The organism is Carboxylicivirga linearis, assembly GCF_018271995.1.
In the GTDB taxonomy this organism is placed as follows: domain Bacteria; phylum Bacteroidota; class Bacteroidia; order Bacteroidales; family Marinilabiliaceae; genus Carboxylicivirga; species Carboxylicivirga linearis.
Genome location: NZ_JAGUCO010000004.1, coordinates 323,151 through 339,175, shown reverse-complemented (window position 1 = coordinate 339,175; position 16,025 = coordinate 323,151). Strand labels below are relative to the sequence as shown.

The window sequence follows — 16,025 nt, the reverse complement described above, 5'->3', positions numbered from 1 at the left end:
CTAGAATTATAACATGAAGAAAGCCATCATTATAGCTATTGTTAGTATTGTCTTTCTTGTACTCTCAAATGTATATTACTACGTAGATACCTTTAAGAATCAGGTTAATGTACAAAAGGATATATTATTAAAGCAGTCGTTAATTGTTGGAGATCAGTTAAATCAATACTTTAAAAAAACACATACAAATATCTCTATATTAGTTTCTGAAACAGAACTACGAAAACTATTCAGGGATAAAGCTGAATCAGTTGAGGTTCAGAAAAGATTGGAGTTATTATTTTTAAGTTATTCAGAACATCTTATTTCGCTAAAAGTCAAAGATGTAGATGGGGATGTATTTGAACTCAAAAAAGGACTTGGTAATACTTTTATCTCATCTTTTAGTTCCGATGATGTAGAGGAGTTTATTACCAGTCAGATGTATATAAATCCTCAAGGAACAAAAATTACCTACATACAACCACTTTTTAATAATACAAAAGTGATTGGCTACATGCAGTTTGAGATGATGCTGGAAGCTTTCTTTAATTCAGCATTTTATAATTTCAATCTTGAGGATTTTCATTTTCAATGGGTAATGAAACCCAATGGTTGGGTAGTATATAATACATTGCACAAAAATGCATTTTATCCTGTGTTAGAAGGATCGGCCGAGTATAATAAGGGTAATAAATGGTTTCATAAAATTCATACACTACATGCCGGATTTGAAGATGTTGAGGTTCTTACTGTCTTTAATCGATTAGAATTTAGTGGCAATGATTACTACCTGGCATTTTCTATGCCGATGGATGTTATTACATCTTCCATTGCCAGTAACTCTTTTGTATTAGTGGCCATATCCCTTTTTGTGATCATCCTGATTATTGGGGTTTTTAGCTATTCTTACAAACGGCATGCAGAGGATGAACGTAGTTTAAAAAAGTCGGAAGAGGCTTTGCGCCAGATTATATATTATTTACCTGTTGGTGTTGTATTACTCGATAGTTCAAAACGAATACGGCAAGTAAATAAAGCGGCATTAAAATTATTTGCTTTTGATGATGAAGATCAACTGGTTGGACGTAAGTCGAGCGATGAGGTGTTGTTTGAGAATAAAAAGCGATTGGAGAAAACAACATACTCAACTCAATCGAATAAATATATATTCACCAATAAAGATAATGAGGAATCAGTGATTCTGCATGAGCAGATTGTTTTCTATCTGCTTCGTGAAGAGTATAGTCTGCAGGTTTTTGTTGAAGTGTCGTTGCTTGAGAAGGAAAGGAAATCAGAAGAGTTGGCGAATAAAGCAAAATCCACTTTTATTGCCAATATCAGTCACGAACTTCGTACGCCATTAAATAGTATGATAGGAATGACGGATATAATGATGTCTTCTGATTTGAAGCAGGAAGATCGTGAGATGCTAAATGTTGTTAAGCGCTCGGCCGACACTTTGCTTTTACTCATTAACGATATTCTTGATTTCTCTAAAATTGAAGCTGGCCGATTTGAAATAGAGTCCATCCCATTTAATATGCAAAATGAGGTTGAGAGTTGTGTGAATAATTTCTTACCCAAGGCCCAGGCACGTGATCTCGAATTAACCTGGACAAGCTCAATTTTATTACCGAGCAACTATATGGGAGATCTTATTCGTTTTCGTCAGGTTTTAAATAATTTATTTAGCAATGCTATTAAGTTTACCACTATAGGAAAAGTACACTTAAGCGTAAAAGAGGTGAGAGGACTGAATGGATCTCCGGCTATTGCATTTACTATAAAAGATACAGGTATTGGTATTAAGCAAGATAAACTTAATTCAATATTTAAATCTTTTTCGCAGGCTGATGAGAGCATTACGCGTAAGTATGGAGGTACAGGCCTGGGAATAACCATATCAAAAGAATTGGTTAATTTGATGGGTGGTGAAATTTGGGCTGAGAGTCCCTCGGGTTTGTCAGAGGATGAAAATTATCCGGGTGCCAGCTTTACTTTTACATTGCCTTTCCGGACAAAGGGATATACTAAAGATTACAATAAAAGTAAAATTACTTCATTTAGGCAGTTAAGAGCTTTTGTAATTACTGATGATCAGATTCAGGTAGGTACATTAGTAAAGAATTTAACAACATTGGGTATAGATTATAAGTTGTTGTCGCCCTCAAATGATACCATCGATGTAATTCGTACAGATGATACTCATCATTTGATGATTGTTGATCACAGGCCCGATTTTAATGGATTGGAATTTTTACAAGAAATTTATAACCATAAATTGCATAAACTTATGCCGGTTGTGATACAAAGTTCAGATTTTGAGCCAAGTAACACAACTGTTGCGAAAAGGCTGGGTGCAGATGTATATTTCCGAAAACCAGTTAATTATCAGGTGTTGAAAGATTTTATTATCAAGGCTTTTCCTAATATTTCTAATCATGCAGAAATAAAAGAAGTACGCAATTTAAATGTGCTTGTGGCTGAAGATAATATACTTAATCAGCGGCTGGCCCGGAGCTTATTTAAGAAAATAGGTCAGAATATAGATGTTGCCAGCAATGGAGTGGAAGCTCTGACAAAGATAAGAAATAAAAGGTACGACATTGTTTTTATGGATGTTATGATGCCCGAGATGGATGGCGTTGCCGCTATGAAGCAGATCAAAAAAGAAACGTCTGAATGTGCCATCATTGCCATGACCGCCAGTGTTGATGAAGCAGATAAACACATTGTATTGGAAGCCGGTATGGACGATTTTATAATGAAACCAACTCGCCTGGATGATTTATCACGAATGCTCGATAAATGGTGTAATTTATAGCCAACTGTAATAATTAAGACAGATTAACGTTTTAAGTACTCAGACCTTTGTAAAGGATAATAAGAGGATTATGAGTTACCATACCCGCAAAAAAATCTGGAAGTTATTTTTGCTTTTAGGAGCCGTTGTAATAGGCTCTTTTACTTTGTTATATACCTATCGTTTAACGGATCAGTTAAAGGAAGAAGAGAGAAAAAAATTAGAGTTGTGGCACGAAGCTACGATGCAACTTTCGAAGGTTGATGCTTCCGATTCATCTATTCCGTTAATTTTCAAAGTCATCAGTCAGAATACTACTATACCGGTTGTAATAGTAGATGAGAATGGTTCTGTTATTCTGCATCGTAACCTTAATGTTCATCAGCGAGATAGTGCTGAGTATCTGATGGAGACATTAAATAAGATGAAAGCCTCAACCGAACCTATTGTTGTAGATCTGGGAAATGAAAATCAATATCTCTACTATCAGGATTCGTTGCTCATCAGAGCATTGAGTTGGTTCCCTATCGTACAATTATTAGTGGTTGCCCTGTTTATATTAGTAGCATATCTGGGATTTAGCTCAGCCCGAAAAGCAGAGCAAGATCAGGTATGGGTGGGTATGTCTAAAGAAACAGCTCATCAATTGGGAACACCAACCTCCTCATTATTAGGTTGGGTTGATGTATTAAAAATGCGGGATGAGGATTCTGAAATTGCTAATGAGTTGGAAAAGGATGTTCAACGGTTGCAGGTAATTACAGATCGGTTTTCAAAGATAGGGTCTAAACCTGAAATGAAAAATCAGGAGATACTTCCGGTTGTAAATGATATTGTGAGTTATCTTCACCGAAGAAGTGGGAGTGATGTGGAAATGAAGGTAGATTGCCCGGATCAAGAAGGACTAAGTGTTGAAATAAACGCAGTACTGTTTCAATGGGTGCTTGAGAATCTTTGCAAAAATGCTATCGATGCCATTAAAGGAAAAGGAAATATAACCTTGACGATAAAAAGAAAGAATGGGCATGTTGCAATTGATGTGAAGGATACCGGTAAGGGAATGCATCGTAATGAGTTTAAATCTGTTTTTCAACCCGGTTATACTACAAAAATGCGAGGATGGGGATTAGGGCTATCGCTCGCTAAACGAATTGTTGAAGGATATCATAACGGAAAACTGTTTGTTAAAGAATCAGAATTAGGAAAAGGAACTACCTTCCGAATTCTATTACCCGCTAAATAATCGTTACGTTTGTAATGATATACGACATCTGATTAGCATACTTTAACATGTTGCGTCTCTTTTTACAATTAAAAAAGATCTGTTTTCTTTTTTAGCGTGCTTTTATTTTATACTTTTGCAAAGTTTTTTTAGATAGGGTAAAGTGGACAAGAGACGAGACTACGATATCCCGTTCAAGGGTTTGAAAGAGGGAGTACACGAATTCAATTATGAAATTGGAGAATCCTTTTTCGAGTTATTTGAACAACCATTGGTAGAAAATGGGAATGTAATAGCTAAGGTGGAACTGAAGAAAAGTTCAGCCTTAATGACATTAACATTTGATATTAGTGGTGAGGTAGAGTCAGTTTGCGATCATTGTTTGGATACTTTAAATCTTGATGTGGATTATCATACAATGGTTTACCTTAAGTTTGGTGAAGAATATGATGAACCCACTGAAGAGATAATCGTTTTGCCACACGAGGCATACGAAGTAAATGTTGCCCAGTTATTATATGAGTTTATCTGTGTGGGATTGCCTATTAGGCATGTACATGCAGAAGACGAAGACGGAAATCTTACTTGTGATCCGGAGATGTTAAAGCAATTAGATGATTATTTAGTTGATGAAACATCAGATGAAGAGCAAGATGATTATATTGATCCTCGATGGGAGGCTCTCAAAAAGTTAAATACAAACAAGTAAAATTAGGTTGAAAAATGGCACATCCTAAACGTAAGACCTCGAAAACGAGGAGAGACAAGAGAAGAACACACTACAAGGCTGTAGCGCCTGCGTTAGGTGTATGTTCAAACTGTGGTGCTACTGTAAAGATGCACACAGTATGTGGAGAATGTGGATACTACCGTGGAAAATTAGCTGTAGAGAAAGAAGTAACAGCTTAATTTATTGAATGAGTATTCAATAAAATTTGCCCGCAATTTTTGTGGGCAAATTTTGTTTTAGGGCCTATGTTAAATTTGTATACTATTTTCGAATTTGTACTTTTGTAGCCGTCCCTTTTTAAACATAGAGTTATATTTTGCTTTTTGTTAGATACAAAACAGGGAGAATAACAACAGAAAGCATAGGAGCAATGAAAATGTAGTTGATGGATTTATAATCATTGTTCCCGCATAATATTTGTACGCATGAAAAAAATCAATGCAGTCATTACAGGTGTTGGAGGTTTTGTACCTGAATACATCCTTAACAACGAAGAGTTGAGTCAGATGGTAGACACTTCTGATGAATGGATTATGACACGTGTGGGCATAAAAGAGCGCCACATATTAAAAGGTGAAGGAAAAGGTACCTCTGATATGGGTGCTGAAGCCGTTAAAGAGCTTCTAAAAAAGACAGGAACCAAGCCAGAAGAAGTTGATTTGGTTATTTGTGCAACGGTTACTCCAGACCATCCTTTCCCGGCTACATCAAATATTATTGCAGATAAATGTGATATCAGAAATGCACATGGGTTTGACTTGAATGGTGCTTGTTCTGGTTTTCTATATGCATTAGATACTGCTACCCGTTTTATTGAATCAGGCAATAAAAAGAAAGTTATTGTTGTAGGAGCCGATAAAATGTCATCAATTGTTGATTACACAGACCGTACTACTTGTGTTTTGTTTGGCGATGCAGCTGCAGCTGTTATGTTAGAACCAAGTGAAGAAGATTACGGAGTGAAAGATTCAATTTTGCATAGTGATGGTTTTGGACGTAAGTACCTTCATATGAAAGGTGGTGGGTCTGTTAATCCTGCTTCTCATCAAACCATCGATGACAAAATGCATTACATCTTTCAGGATGGTAAACATGTGTTTAAGCATGCTGTTTCTAATATGGCCGATGTATCTGTTGAGATAATGGAGCGCAATAATATGAAAGCTAAAGATTTAGCTTGGTTGGTTCCACATCAGGCTAACTTGCGTATTATTGATGCCACAGCAAAACGCATGGAGTTAGATCCAAGTAAAGTGATGATTAATATCTCGAAATATGGTAATACTACTGCTGCCACTATTCCTTTATGTTTATGGGAGTGGGAGAAGCAACTGAAAAAAGGCGATAATATTATTTTAGCTGCTTTCGGTGCCGGTTTTACCTGGGGCTCAGTTTACGTTAAATGGGCTTACGACGGAGATAAGTAATTATAAAAAATATACAGAAAAGGCTACCATATGGTAGCCTTTTTTTATGCTGTAAGTTTTCAATATAGCAGTTTTAACTTCCCAGTTCATCATGCAATAAAAAGTCTTTTACTTCCAGAAAGGCTTTTTCCAAACGTAGCATACGATTAATCATAAACTTCATGGTATCGGGCCACAGCTCTTCCTGGTAAATATCAGACGGCATTTGCTCATATACCCGGCAAACTTCTTTTTCGCCATCTTTGGTGTAAACGTAATCCCAGGTTAACTCGCCTTCGTAAGTGGTTTCGAAAATGCTCTTGCAAGCTTCCAATTTTTCATACAACTGCAATCGTCTATCTTCGTTACGATGATTAATTTCGAGTGCTACAATCGCTCTTTCTCTATCAATGTCGAAACGTAGATCTAATCCCTTTATTCCGGTATTGTCAAAAATCCAGCGAATTTTTTTACCCTTCTGACCAGGAATTCTGCGAGTGCGGTTTTCCAGTTTGTGCCAGAATAGCTGGCGTAGTTCTTTAGCTTGCTCTTTTGAGAACATGATGATGTATTAGTTACCTTTTTTCTTCAGTAGCAAAAATAACAGAAAAGCCGCACCTATGCCAATCATTAGAAGACTAACCACCTCCATATAGGAAGTAGTACTGTGAATCATGCCAAATCCGGCTATAATCATAAGAACGGCAACGACGGCTAATTTTTCTTTCATCCTGAAAATACTATCTAACACTTTTTGTAACTCGGTTTATACTAACGTCTGTAAGGTTAATTGGTTTACCTTTCTCAGCAAAAATATATAAGAAGCTTTTCCAGTATTGATTTACAAACAATAAACTGATGATGCAAATTCCCTATATCTATGTTACTGAAGAATGTTTTACAATTAAAAACCCACCTCGGAATGAGATGGGTTTTGGTTTTACTACAATATTTTTTACTAGAAAATATATTTTAAGCTGGTTGTAATGCGATGATTTGAATAATCTTCGAGGTCGATAGGTTTAGCTTTTTCATCAAACTTATAATTTCCCTCATCATCTTTACCAGCGTAACCTGCTACTGTATACATCCATTCAACACCTAAACATACTTTTGGTGTTGCAAAAAACTTAATACGAGGGGCAACAGTATACATTTTACCAATGTTTCCTCCTAAAGTATATTCTGATAGGTAATTGGCATTCTCTGAAGCTCCTAGATTTTCAGTGTATCCGGCAAATATTCCGGGTTGCACCTTTGTGTGGTTCGACTGAATGTCGCCCCATAAAGCTAATGTATTAATAGGAGTGTATTGGCGTTGCTCACTTCCATTGTTTTTTTCGGCAAATCCACCAAGCATCACCAAATTAGACATTGCCCCACCGTAAATACCTTCGGCTTTAACAGTGAATTTGCTAAACTTTTGTTTGATAGAACCAGCTACATAACCGGCTTGCGCTAATTCATCTGTTTTTAATCCATTATTGGGATCAGCCAACGCTGGTTTTAATGATTTATATCCTGCAGTAAAAGCTGCAAAGAAACCATTGTTCTTATATTTAAATTGCAAATCAACCTCCGGACGTAATCCTCTTTCTTCTGCTCCTGGCATTCCTCTGTCGCCAAAATCATTTTGATTCATCAGGTAAGCTATCACTTCAAAATTAGTGGTAAGTTTATATCCGTAACGTATCATTGGTTGGCGGTTTAGAGGGTGGTAAGGAGATCCCACACTAACGGTAACCATAGAGGCAAAGTTTTCTGGAATAAACAAAGGGTGCCAATATTGTCCGGCCAATAAACTGCTTTTCTCCCAGGTTAATCGAATAAAGGCATGACGCAAACGAAAATATAAATCATTACCCTGCGCTTTATCTCCTAAGAAATCACCTTCCATAAAGGCAAAAGATTTAGCTCCCCAAACATCAGGGCCGCTAACTCCAATATTAAAGCGACTAAAAGAAGCGTCAAGATCCAGGTTGGCAGCATCATTTAGGTCATTACCGGCATTGTCAAAGTTTGGAGGTAGTGGCCATAAATAAATGTGTCCATTTCGGGGCGTAACACTTTGGCGCGAGTCGTAAGTGGCATTTACTCCGACAAATCCATGAATTTCTACGTTAATTTTTTTTTCGCTTTCCTGTGCATTTAAATGAAAGGTAAATGCAATAATTGCAAAAAATAAAAGTACTTTTTTCATTTTGTTTGGTTTAAAACCAGTTTTTATTTGGCATTTATTGTTTTTTCAGGGGGCAAAGCAAATAAAATAATACTTCTCAATCAAGTAAATCTATTTTTGGTTGATCTTATTCGTTATTTATCTTAAAATATCCAATTGTTTCTTTTAAGATTTCTGCCTGCCTTGATAATTCTTCTGAGCTGGAAGCCATTTCTTCAGATGAGGCTGAATTTTGTGAGGTTATATTTACCAGAGATTGAATGGCACTATTAATATGTGTTGCTCCTGCTTCCTGTTCCTGACTGGAAGCTAGTATTTCCTTGATGGCGTTTAATATCGACCTTATGTCTGGCAGGATTGTCTCCATTTCGTTCCACGATTGTTGCGCTATCTCCAGGCTCGATGATGATACTTCATCAATTTCAGTAGCTGCTTTTTGAGTAAATTCAGATAATTTACGAACCTCGGTTGCTACAACAGCAAAACCTCGTCCAGCATCACCGGCTCTGGCTGCTTCCACTGATGCATTAAGAGCTAACAGATTTGTTTGATAGGCAATATCTTTTATAATCGTAACCTTTGAACCAATCTGTTCCATGGCCAATAAATTCTTATTCACTGTTTCCTGTAGTTGTTCAATGCCCATTCCAGCCTTATTCGCAGTTGCTTCTGTGCGTTTGGCATTTTCAGAATTAGATTGGATATTGGCAACCATCTCTTCCACAGAAGTAGATATTTCTTCGGTGGATGCAGCCTGAGAGTTAGCTCCATTAGAAATATGCTCGGCTGTTTGTGCCATTTGTTCGCTGGCAGCATATACATTGCCTGCACCTTCAATTACTTCCTGTATAACTTCACGAAGTTTTTGTAGGGTTGACTTTAAGGATTGTTGCAAAACGCCAATTTCATCTTTCTGTGTTGCATTAATATGGATGGATAAATTACCTTTTGCAATCAACTTAGTTTTTTCTGATAAGGTAATAATGCTCTTTGTTAGTCTTTTGCTAAATATTACAGATAGCAAACCGAATAAAACAAGCATAACCAAGGCAATAACAGAAGAAAGTATAATACCATTTATCAAACTATCTTCCATTTCAGTCCTTGCTGCTTCAATTTTTTCATCAATATCATCAATATAGTTACCTGTGCCAATAACCCAATTGAATGGTTCAAAATAAGTTGTGTAGCTTCTTTTGGGTAGCGGTATATCTGTACCGGCTTTCGGAAACCAATATTCAGTATATCCGTCGCCCGATAATCCGGATTGAATTATCTCCCTTATAAAATACTTCCCTTTGGCATCTTTTGCATCCCAGCGACTTTTACCTTCAGCATCTTTTTTTCCTAACAACACCACATTAACACCTTCTTTTGTGTCAGCCCAGAAATAGCCATCCTTTCCATAGCGCATTCCTCTTAGAGTATGAGCTGCTAAAGCTTCGGCTTCCTTATAAGTAATAGAATCTTGTTCTGCCAGTTGGTAGATACCTTCAAGCATGGTATATACCGTTTGAACTTGTGATTTAATATCTTCATCGAAATTGTTACGAAGCATCACTTCCAATTCTTTGAGTTCAGTTTTCTGTGTTCGGTATGTAATAAAGGTTGACGGAATAGTAATGGATAGGGCTAGTATTGCCAGCATACCTATCGAGAATGCGATTACTTTGGTAGTAAGTTTCATAAAATTTGATTGAAAGTTCCCCAATTTTGATGTGATACGCTAAACGTTAGTAAAACGTTTCATGGAAATAGTCGAAAGCTATTGAACGGGAACTTTTTTCTAATTTAGAATGAATTATTAAAGTAATCTTGTTCTTATTTGCTATTTTAAGCTCGTAAATAATGAATCCCTATGGTTAGTTAAAGAACTAATTATTGATAACTTTTTTAATAGTTTGAATAAAAGAAATCCAAAGAAGAAGAATATGAAAAAACTTTTTGAAGCTCTTATGTCCCATTGGTTGATGGGTACGTTACTCTTATTTTTAGCGGCTGTTCTTGGAATTGCAACTTTTATTGAAAATGATTTTGGCACCAATGCATCAAAAGCTTTAGTATATAATAGTTGGTGGTTTGAGTTGGTATTTGTGCTATTAGCCATTAATATGATAGGTAATCTTAGTAAATACAAAACCTGGTCATTAAAAAAACTACCAGTCCTGATTTTTCATCTAGCCTTTTTATGTATAATAGTAGGGGCTGCCATTACTCGATATATTGGGTATGAAGGAATGATGCACATTAGAGAAGGTGAGCAATCCGATCAAATATTATCCAGCGATCAATATGTAAATGTTAGAGTAAGCTCCAAAGATTACGAAGAGGAAGATGAAGAGCATGTTTTGTATTCCGTAGTAAGTCCTAAGGAGTATTCATCAAGTTTTGCAACACCCAATGGGAGATTAAAATTAAAAAGTGAAGCTTTTATTCCACAAGCTACCTCTCGAGCTATTGAAAAGGAAGGTGGAGAAACGGCTATTAAAATTGTATTATCGGCAGCCAGAGGGAGACAGGAATTCTCTTTGTTTAAGGGAGATATTATTACGGTTGGTAATTATCAATTAGCATTTGACCCGGCGGAGACCAATCAAGATATTGTTTTAACATTGAAGGATGGCATGCCTTATTTTATTGGTAAGGATACGGTAAGCATGATGCAAATGCAGACTGGTGATGTACAGAAATTTGAGCCGGGTACTCCACATAAGTTGTTTAATGGTGTTCTGTATAGTTTTGGTGATTTACGAATGGTGTTTACGAGCTTAATGGAAAGTGCAGTTCTGGAACCTGTTGCAGTGGAAGGGCAAGATGGCAATGGTTTGCCCGATGCTATTAAGTTTGTGGCTGAGTTAAATGGGAAAGAAAAAGAATTTTATGTGTTTGGCCAGAAGGATGTATTGGGAAGGAGGTACAGTGCTGAAATAGATGGAGTAAACGTTTCGGTGAGTTATGGAGCTAAACAAATTCATATACCTTTTGCCTTGCATTTAAATAGTTTTGAATTGGATCGATATCCTGGAAGTGAAAGTCCGAGTTCGTATGCCAGTGAGGTAACTCTTCTTGATGAACGAACAGGATTGAAAGAAGATCGACGTATTTTTATGAATAACATATTGAATTATAAAGGCTACCGATTTTTTCAATCATCCTATGATATGGATGAGAAAGGAACTATTCTTTCGGTGAACCGTGATTTATGGGGAACCTTATTTACCTATGCAGGATACCTTATTTTAGCTATAGGTATGGCTTTATCGCTTGTATTCCCTAATACCCGTTTCAGAAATTTGGGGCGGCGTATAGATGAGATTTATAAAGAGAAAAAGAAGTTTCTGGCAATCGGGTTATTATTGTTAGCTCTTCCGGCTGTTGGACAGGATTTGAATCCACATATTAAAATTAGTAAAGAATCGGCTGAGGCTTTTGGGCGACTCTGGGTGCAGGATAACGGAGGTAGAATGAAGCCGGTGAATAGTATGAACAGCGAAATTGTTCGTAAGCTTGTGAAGCATCATACTTTCCGGGGACTTACCGCCGACCAGGTTGCACTGGGAATGCTTGTTGATCCGGGCTTCTGGCAGGAAACACCACTCATTACAATTAAGCATGATGAGTTACGGGCAATACTTCAAGTGACAGAGAAAAAATCATCCATTAATAATTTCTTTACCCCTGATGGGAAATATAAAATCCGTCAACTGGTAGAAGCGTCTTACAGAAAAAGACCTGCCTTCAGGAATAAACTGGAGCAGGAAGTTGTAAAGGTTGATGAGCAGGTTAATGTCTTTTTCATGCATAAGATCGGAAGCTTTTATAAGATTTTTCCTTTACCCGATAGTGAGAACAATAAGTGGGTTTTAGCAAAAGATAAAATTACAGGTGTAAGTGAAAAGGACAGTTTATTTATTAAAAATGTCCTGAATATGTACTTACAGTCTTTAATCTCGGGTGATAAAGCCAATGAGCAGAATTATCTGGAGGCGATAGATAAGTATCAGCATAAGTTTGGAGGTGATATTCTACCCCCGGATGCCAAAAAAGATATTGAGATTTTCTATAACCAAAGTAGCTTGTTTATGTCTCTGATGCCATATTTCTTGGTGTTAGGTATGATTCTTTTATTCTTCCAGCTGATGCGTTTGGTACAACCGCGTTTTCAGTTTAAGTGGATTTTACGAATAGGTTTGGTTCTGGTAATTCTGGCATTTTCATTATACACAATAGGATTGGGGTTACGTTGGTATATTTCTGGTCATGCTCCCTGGAGTAATGGTTATGAGTCGATGCTATATATTGGCTGGACCACCTTGGTGGCTGGTTTAAGCTGGACAAAAAAGAATCCAATTGCCTTATCGGTTTCTTCAATATTTGCGGGTATCATTTTAATGGTGGCGCATTTAAGTTGGATGAATCCTGAAATTACCAACCTGGTTCCGGTTTTGAAATCTTACTGGTTAACCATTCATGTGGCTATTATTGTGGCGAGCTACGGATTTCTGGGGAATGGATTCTTATTGGGCTTTCTGAATTTAATTTTGGCAGGTGCTAAAAATAAGGATAATAAAAAGGCATTTACACTAACCATTGAAGAGCTGTCTGCCATTAGCGAAAGAGCCATGACCGTTGGATTGTATTTATTAACAGTTGGTGCATTTTTAGGTGGTGTGTGGGCCAACGAATCGTGGGGACGCTATTGGGGCTGGGATCCAAAGGAAACCTGGTCGGCAGTTACCATTCTGGTATATGCCTTTATATTACACATGCGCTTTATTCCGGGTATGAAGAGTATTACTACTTTTAATATTTGGTCGGTGATAGGATATTCATCAGTGATTATGACGTACCTGGGAGTGAACTATTATTTAGCAGGAATGCATTCTTATGCAAAAGGTGATCCGGTACCCGTTCCATCATGGGTTTATTATACCGTTGCTGTAGTTGCTGTAGTCATATTTTATGCCATTTATAACGAGAAGAAACTGGCAAAAGAAGAACTTAAGGAATAAAATATTTTATGACCTAAATATGTGAATGACCGAAGGATAAACATTCTTCGGTCATTTTTTTTGATTTATGAGTAAACAAAAACTTGAAAAGGCTTGTTTAGGGTTTTAAACAATTAGATCAAACAAAATGGCAAAAATTACATTTAAAGGATCACCTGTAGCAACTGCCGGTGATTTACCAAGAGTAGGAGCTGAAGCTCCTGAATTTACACTTGTAAATACTGATTTAGGTGATGTTTCACTACATGATTATAAAGGACAGAAAGTAGTCTTAAATATCTTTCCAAGTGTTGATACTTCTGTATGTGCTGCATCAGTAAGAAGATTTAATGATGAAGCATCAAAACGTGATAATACTACAGTATTATGTATTTCGCGCGATTTACCTTTTGCACACGCACGTTTTTGTGGAGCCGAAGGATTAGATAAAGTAATTTCATTATCTGAATATAAAGATGAAGTATTCAGCCAGAATTATGGAGTTAAAATGGTTGATGGACCGTTAGCAGGTCTTTTATCTAGAGCTGTGGTTGTGGTTGATGAGAATGGTAAAGTAGTTCACAGCGAACAGGTGGATGACATTGTTAACGAGCCAGATTATGAAGCTGCTTTAAAAGTTTTGTAAGGCTTAAAGCAGATAGCTTTTTTTAGTTTAGTTTTATGTTTTAAATAAGCCGGTCTCTCAATAAGAGCCGGCTTATTTGATTTTGTTCTTTGCTATTGAACTCCCTGACGAAAAAAATCTTCCTCAGCCATCACATTTAGTCGTTGATCTACTACCTCTTTTAACCTGGCTCTGTATAAGTCTTTTCCTTTTTTTGTATCCAATGAATCTGGTAGTTTGGAAAGAAATTGCTTGTATAACTCCTGTGCTTTTTCATTGTTATTCAGCTCGTAATCGTAAATAGCTGCTTGGTTATATAAATACTGAACGGTTGAAGGTGAATAGCTATAAGCAGTATCGTAGTATGCAATTGCCTTGGCATAATCACCTGCATCTTCATGCATAAGAGCTAATTTTAGATGAACTTTTTCCATTAATCCGGGAGCTGGTTGTAATAAAGAAGCAGCCCGAACCAGGAATGGTTTGCCTCGTAAGGGTATGTTAGTCTGTCCTAAGCTGGCACCCAAAAAGAAACATACTTCAGGATCATCGTCTTTTAAGCTAAAAGCTGAGTATAAATATGGCAAACTCTGATTATAATTCTCCATGCGATATAAAGCAATACCTATGTTCTTCTTGGTAATTAATGAACTATCACCATGGGCTTCCATGCGTTTAAATAAGGTAACGGTATTGCCATTGTTGCCTGCTTTGAAGCTGGCCAAACCTGCCATCGTAAGAAATCGCCTGGTATAACCGAGCGTATCAACAAATTCCATACTAAGATCGAAACACTCTTTGTACATTTTTTTACCATAATAAGTCTGTGCTAATTTGGCACCTACTTTTTGGTTTACCGGGTAAACTCTTAAGATTCTTTTGTAAATGGAAATTGCTTCTAATGGTTCATTTACTTTTTGATAGGCTTCCGCCAATAGCATATTAGCATTGTAGTTGAGCGAATCGCCTGCCAAATAATTATTTAAAATGATGATGGTGCTGTCGTGTTGCCCTTCGGTGCTTTTAATTTGTGCATATCGCATTAGGTTTCCATAGTGGGTAGAATCCTGAGCATATCTATCCTGACAAATTTTTAAGGCTTCAGGGTATTGACCGGTTTCGAAGTATGCTTTACAAAGTAAATCCTGATGTTTAACCGGTAATGAGTTGTTGAAATTTTCTAAGGTAGCAATGGCATTGTTGAGTGCTCCGGATTGAAGATAAGCGGCTGCTAAAAGATAATACCCGTCATCATCCAATGTGTTTTTGGCCGATTCAAGTTGTGAAATAATTTCGGGATATCGTTCTTCGGAGAATAATTGATTGAGCTGATTCTGGGCATAGCTACTTATTGAGACTAATGCACTCAGACATAATAGCAACAAAAATTTCATAATACAATAAAGTTAAGTTAGGCCTAAAAATGATAGCAACTTAAATCTAGTGTTTTACATTTTCTATTGCAATTTATGTTAACATATTTAGCATTTTTTAATATAATTGCTAGAGGGAAAGTCTAAAAAAAAGCCCCATGGGGGGCTTTGGTAATTACTTTTCTATTTCTTCAAGCTCTTTGCTTTTTTCTTTCATTTCCATTTCTTTTTCCTTCATCTTCTCTTCCATCTCTCTCACTTTCTCTTCTTGCTTTTTTGCTTCTTCCAACTTCCTTTCTAATTCTTCAGTTTGTTTTTCGGCTTTTTCTATCTTTTCTTTTTTGGCTTGGTATTCTTCATCCGATATTTTGCCTTCTTGTTTTTCCTTTTCAGCCTTTTCTTTGGCAGCTTTAATTTTTTCTTTGGCTTCTTCAGCTTTCATTCGACCTTCAGTAACTGATTCATCCAGTTTTTTACGATGTTCTTCGCGCTTCATGCGTGTTTCTTCAGCTCTTTTTTGTCCAAAGTCTTTACCTTCTAATTCCTTATCTTTTCCGTAAGCCTTACCTTTCTGCTCTTTTTCCTTTTTCTTTTCCTTTAATTGTTCTTTTTTCTCGTGCTTACCTTTTTCTTTCTTGTCTTTATTGTTCTGTGCCTGGCTTACTATACTTAATGAGAAAGTTAGAACCAGTAATAATGCAAATTTTTTCATTT

The 16,025-nt window shown here is 36.7% G+C and carries 12 protein-coding genes; 7 read left to right on the top strand and 5 right to left on the bottom strand.

Translation table 11 applies throughout. The annotated features are described in order from the left end of the window. Positions 1 to 13: 13 nt before the first annotated feature. The 5 genes from KEM10_RS08885 to KEM10_RS08865 all read left to right on the top strand — a co-directional run bounded on the left by KEM10_RS08885 (position 14) and on the right by KEM10_RS08865 (position 6,164). On the top strand, positions 14 to 2,806 hold the full coding sequence (locus KEM10_RS08885; RefSeq protein WP_212215633.1) for a response regulator: 2,793 nt from the start codon (positions 14 to 16) through the stop codon (positions 2,804 to 2,806). Positions 2,807 to 2,876: 70 nt separating this feature from the next. Further along, positions 2,877 to 4,028 (top strand): sensor histidine kinase, encoded by a 1,152-nt coding sequence (locus KEM10_RS08880; RefSeq protein ID WP_212215632.1) that lies wholly within the window; start codon positions 2,877 to 2,879, stop codon positions 4,026 to 4,028. A gap of 142 nt (positions 4,029 to 4,170) precedes the next feature. Continuing rightward, positions 4,171 to 4,716 (top strand): YceD family protein, encoded by a 546-nt coding sequence (locus tag KEM10_RS08875; protein WP_212215631.1) that lies wholly within the window; start codon positions 4,171 to 4,173, stop codon positions 4,714 to 4,716. 14 nt (positions 4,717 to 4,730) lie between these two features. Then, entirely contained in the window at positions 4,731 to 4,916 is a 186-nt protein-coding gene (gene rpmF, locus KEM10_RS08870) for a 50S ribosomal protein L32 (protein WP_212215630.1), read from the top strand. 246 nt (positions 4,917 to 5,162) lie between these two features. Then, a complete protein-coding gene (locus KEM10_RS08865) occupies positions 5,163 to 6,164 on the top strand; it encodes a beta-ketoacyl-ACP synthase III (RefSeq protein ID WP_212215629.1) in 1,002 nt (333 codons plus the stop codon). 73 nt (positions 6,165 to 6,237) lie between these two features. Here the strand turns inward: KEM10_RS08865 and KEM10_RS08860 are convergent, their stop codons facing one another. From KEM10_RS08860 to KEM10_RS08850, 3 genes are all read right to left on the bottom strand, one after another. Next, a complete protein-coding gene (locus KEM10_RS08860) occupies positions 6,238 to 6,705 on the bottom strand; it encodes a DUF4268 domain-containing protein (protein ID WP_212215628.1) in 468 nt (155 codons plus the stop codon). Positions 6,706 to 7,101: 396 nt separating this feature from the next. Continuing rightward, positions 7,102 to 8,343, bottom strand: a complete 1,242-nt coding sequence (locus KEM10_RS08855; protein ID WP_212215627.1) for a hypothetical protein — start codon at positions 8,341 to 8,343, stop codon at positions 7,102 to 7,104. Between the two features lie 106 nt (positions 8,344 to 8,449). After that, the gene (locus tag KEM10_RS08850; RefSeq protein ID WP_212215626.1) at positions 8,450 to 10,009 is read right to left on the bottom strand and encodes a methyl-accepting chemotaxis protein; all 1,560 of its coding nucleotides are present in this window, start codon (positions 10,007 to 10,009) and stop codon (positions 8,450 to 8,452) included. A gap of 244 nt (positions 10,010 to 10,253) precedes the next feature. Between KEM10_RS08850 and ccsA the strand changes: the two genes are divergently transcribed. Further along, entirely contained in the window at positions 10,254 to 13,334 is a 3,081-nt protein-coding gene (ccsA, locus tag KEM10_RS08845) for a cytochrome c biogenesis protein CcsA (RefSeq protein WP_212215625.1), read from the top strand. A 127-nt stretch (positions 13,335 to 13,461) separates the two neighbouring features. Further along, entirely contained in the window at positions 13,462 to 13,959 is a 498-nt protein-coding gene (gene tpx, locus KEM10_RS08840) for a thiol peroxidase (RefSeq protein WP_212215624.1), read from the top strand. Positions 13,960 to 14,051: 92 nt separating this feature from the next. On the opposite strand, the gene KEM10_RS08835 is transcribed toward tpx, so the two are convergent. Both KEM10_RS08835 and KEM10_RS08830 read right to left on the bottom strand, forming a co-directional pair. Continuing rightward, the gene (locus KEM10_RS08835) at positions 14,052 to 15,332 is read right to left on the bottom strand and encodes a tetratricopeptide repeat protein (protein WP_212215623.1); all 1,281 of its coding nucleotides are present in this window, start codon (positions 15,330 to 15,332) and stop codon (positions 14,052 to 14,054) included. Between the two features lie 154 nt (positions 15,333 to 15,486). Further along, positions 15,487 to 16,023 (bottom strand): hypothetical protein, encoded by a 537-nt coding sequence (locus KEM10_RS08830; protein ID WP_212215622.1) that lies wholly within the window; start codon positions 16,021 to 16,023, stop codon positions 15,487 to 15,489. Positions 16,024 to 16,025 lie beyond the last annotated feature (2 nt).

Bases quoted from the DNA above. Each gene is read 5' to 3' on its own strand.
- KEM10_RS08885 (WP_212215633.1), top strand. From the start codon at position 14: ATGAAGAAAGCCATCATTATAGCTATTGTTAGTATTGTCTTTCTTGTA.
- KEM10_RS08880 (WP_212215632.1), top strand. From the start codon at position 2,877: ATGAGTTACCATACCCGCAAAAAAATCTGGAAGTTATTTTTGCTTTTA.
- rpmF (WP_212215630.1), top strand. From the start codon at position 4,731: ATGGCACATCCTAAACGTAAGACCTCGAAAACGAGGAGAGACAAGAGA.
- KEM10_RS08865 (WP_212215629.1), top strand. From the start codon at position 5,163: ATGAAAAAAATCAATGCAGTCATTACAGGTGTTGGAGGTTTTGTACCT.
- KEM10_RS08860 (WP_212215628.1), bottom strand. From the start codon at position 6,705: ATGTTCTCAAAAGAGCAAGCTAAAGAACTACGCCAGCTATTCTGGCAC.
- KEM10_RS08855 (WP_212215627.1), bottom strand. From the start codon at position 8,343: ATGAAAAAAGTACTTTTATTTTTTGCAATTATTGCATTTACCTTTCAT.
- KEM10_RS08850 (WP_212215626.1), bottom strand. From the start codon at position 10,009: ATGAAACTTACTACCAAAGTAATCGCATTCTCGATAGGTATGCTGGCA.
- ccsA (WP_212215625.1), top strand. From the start codon at position 10,254: ATGAAAAAACTTTTTGAAGCTCTTATGTCCCATTGGTTGATGGGTACG.
- tpx (WP_212215624.1), top strand. From the start codon at position 13,462: ATGGCAAAAATTACATTTAAAGGATCACCTGTAGCAACTGCCGGTGAT.
- KEM10_RS08835 (WP_212215623.1), bottom strand. From the start codon at position 15,332: ATGAAATTTTTGTTGCTATTATGTCTGAGTGCATTAGTCTCAATAAGT.
- KEM10_RS08830 (WP_212215622.1), bottom strand. From the start codon at position 16,023: ATGAAAAAATTTGCATTATTACTGGTTCTAACTTTCTCATTAAGTATA.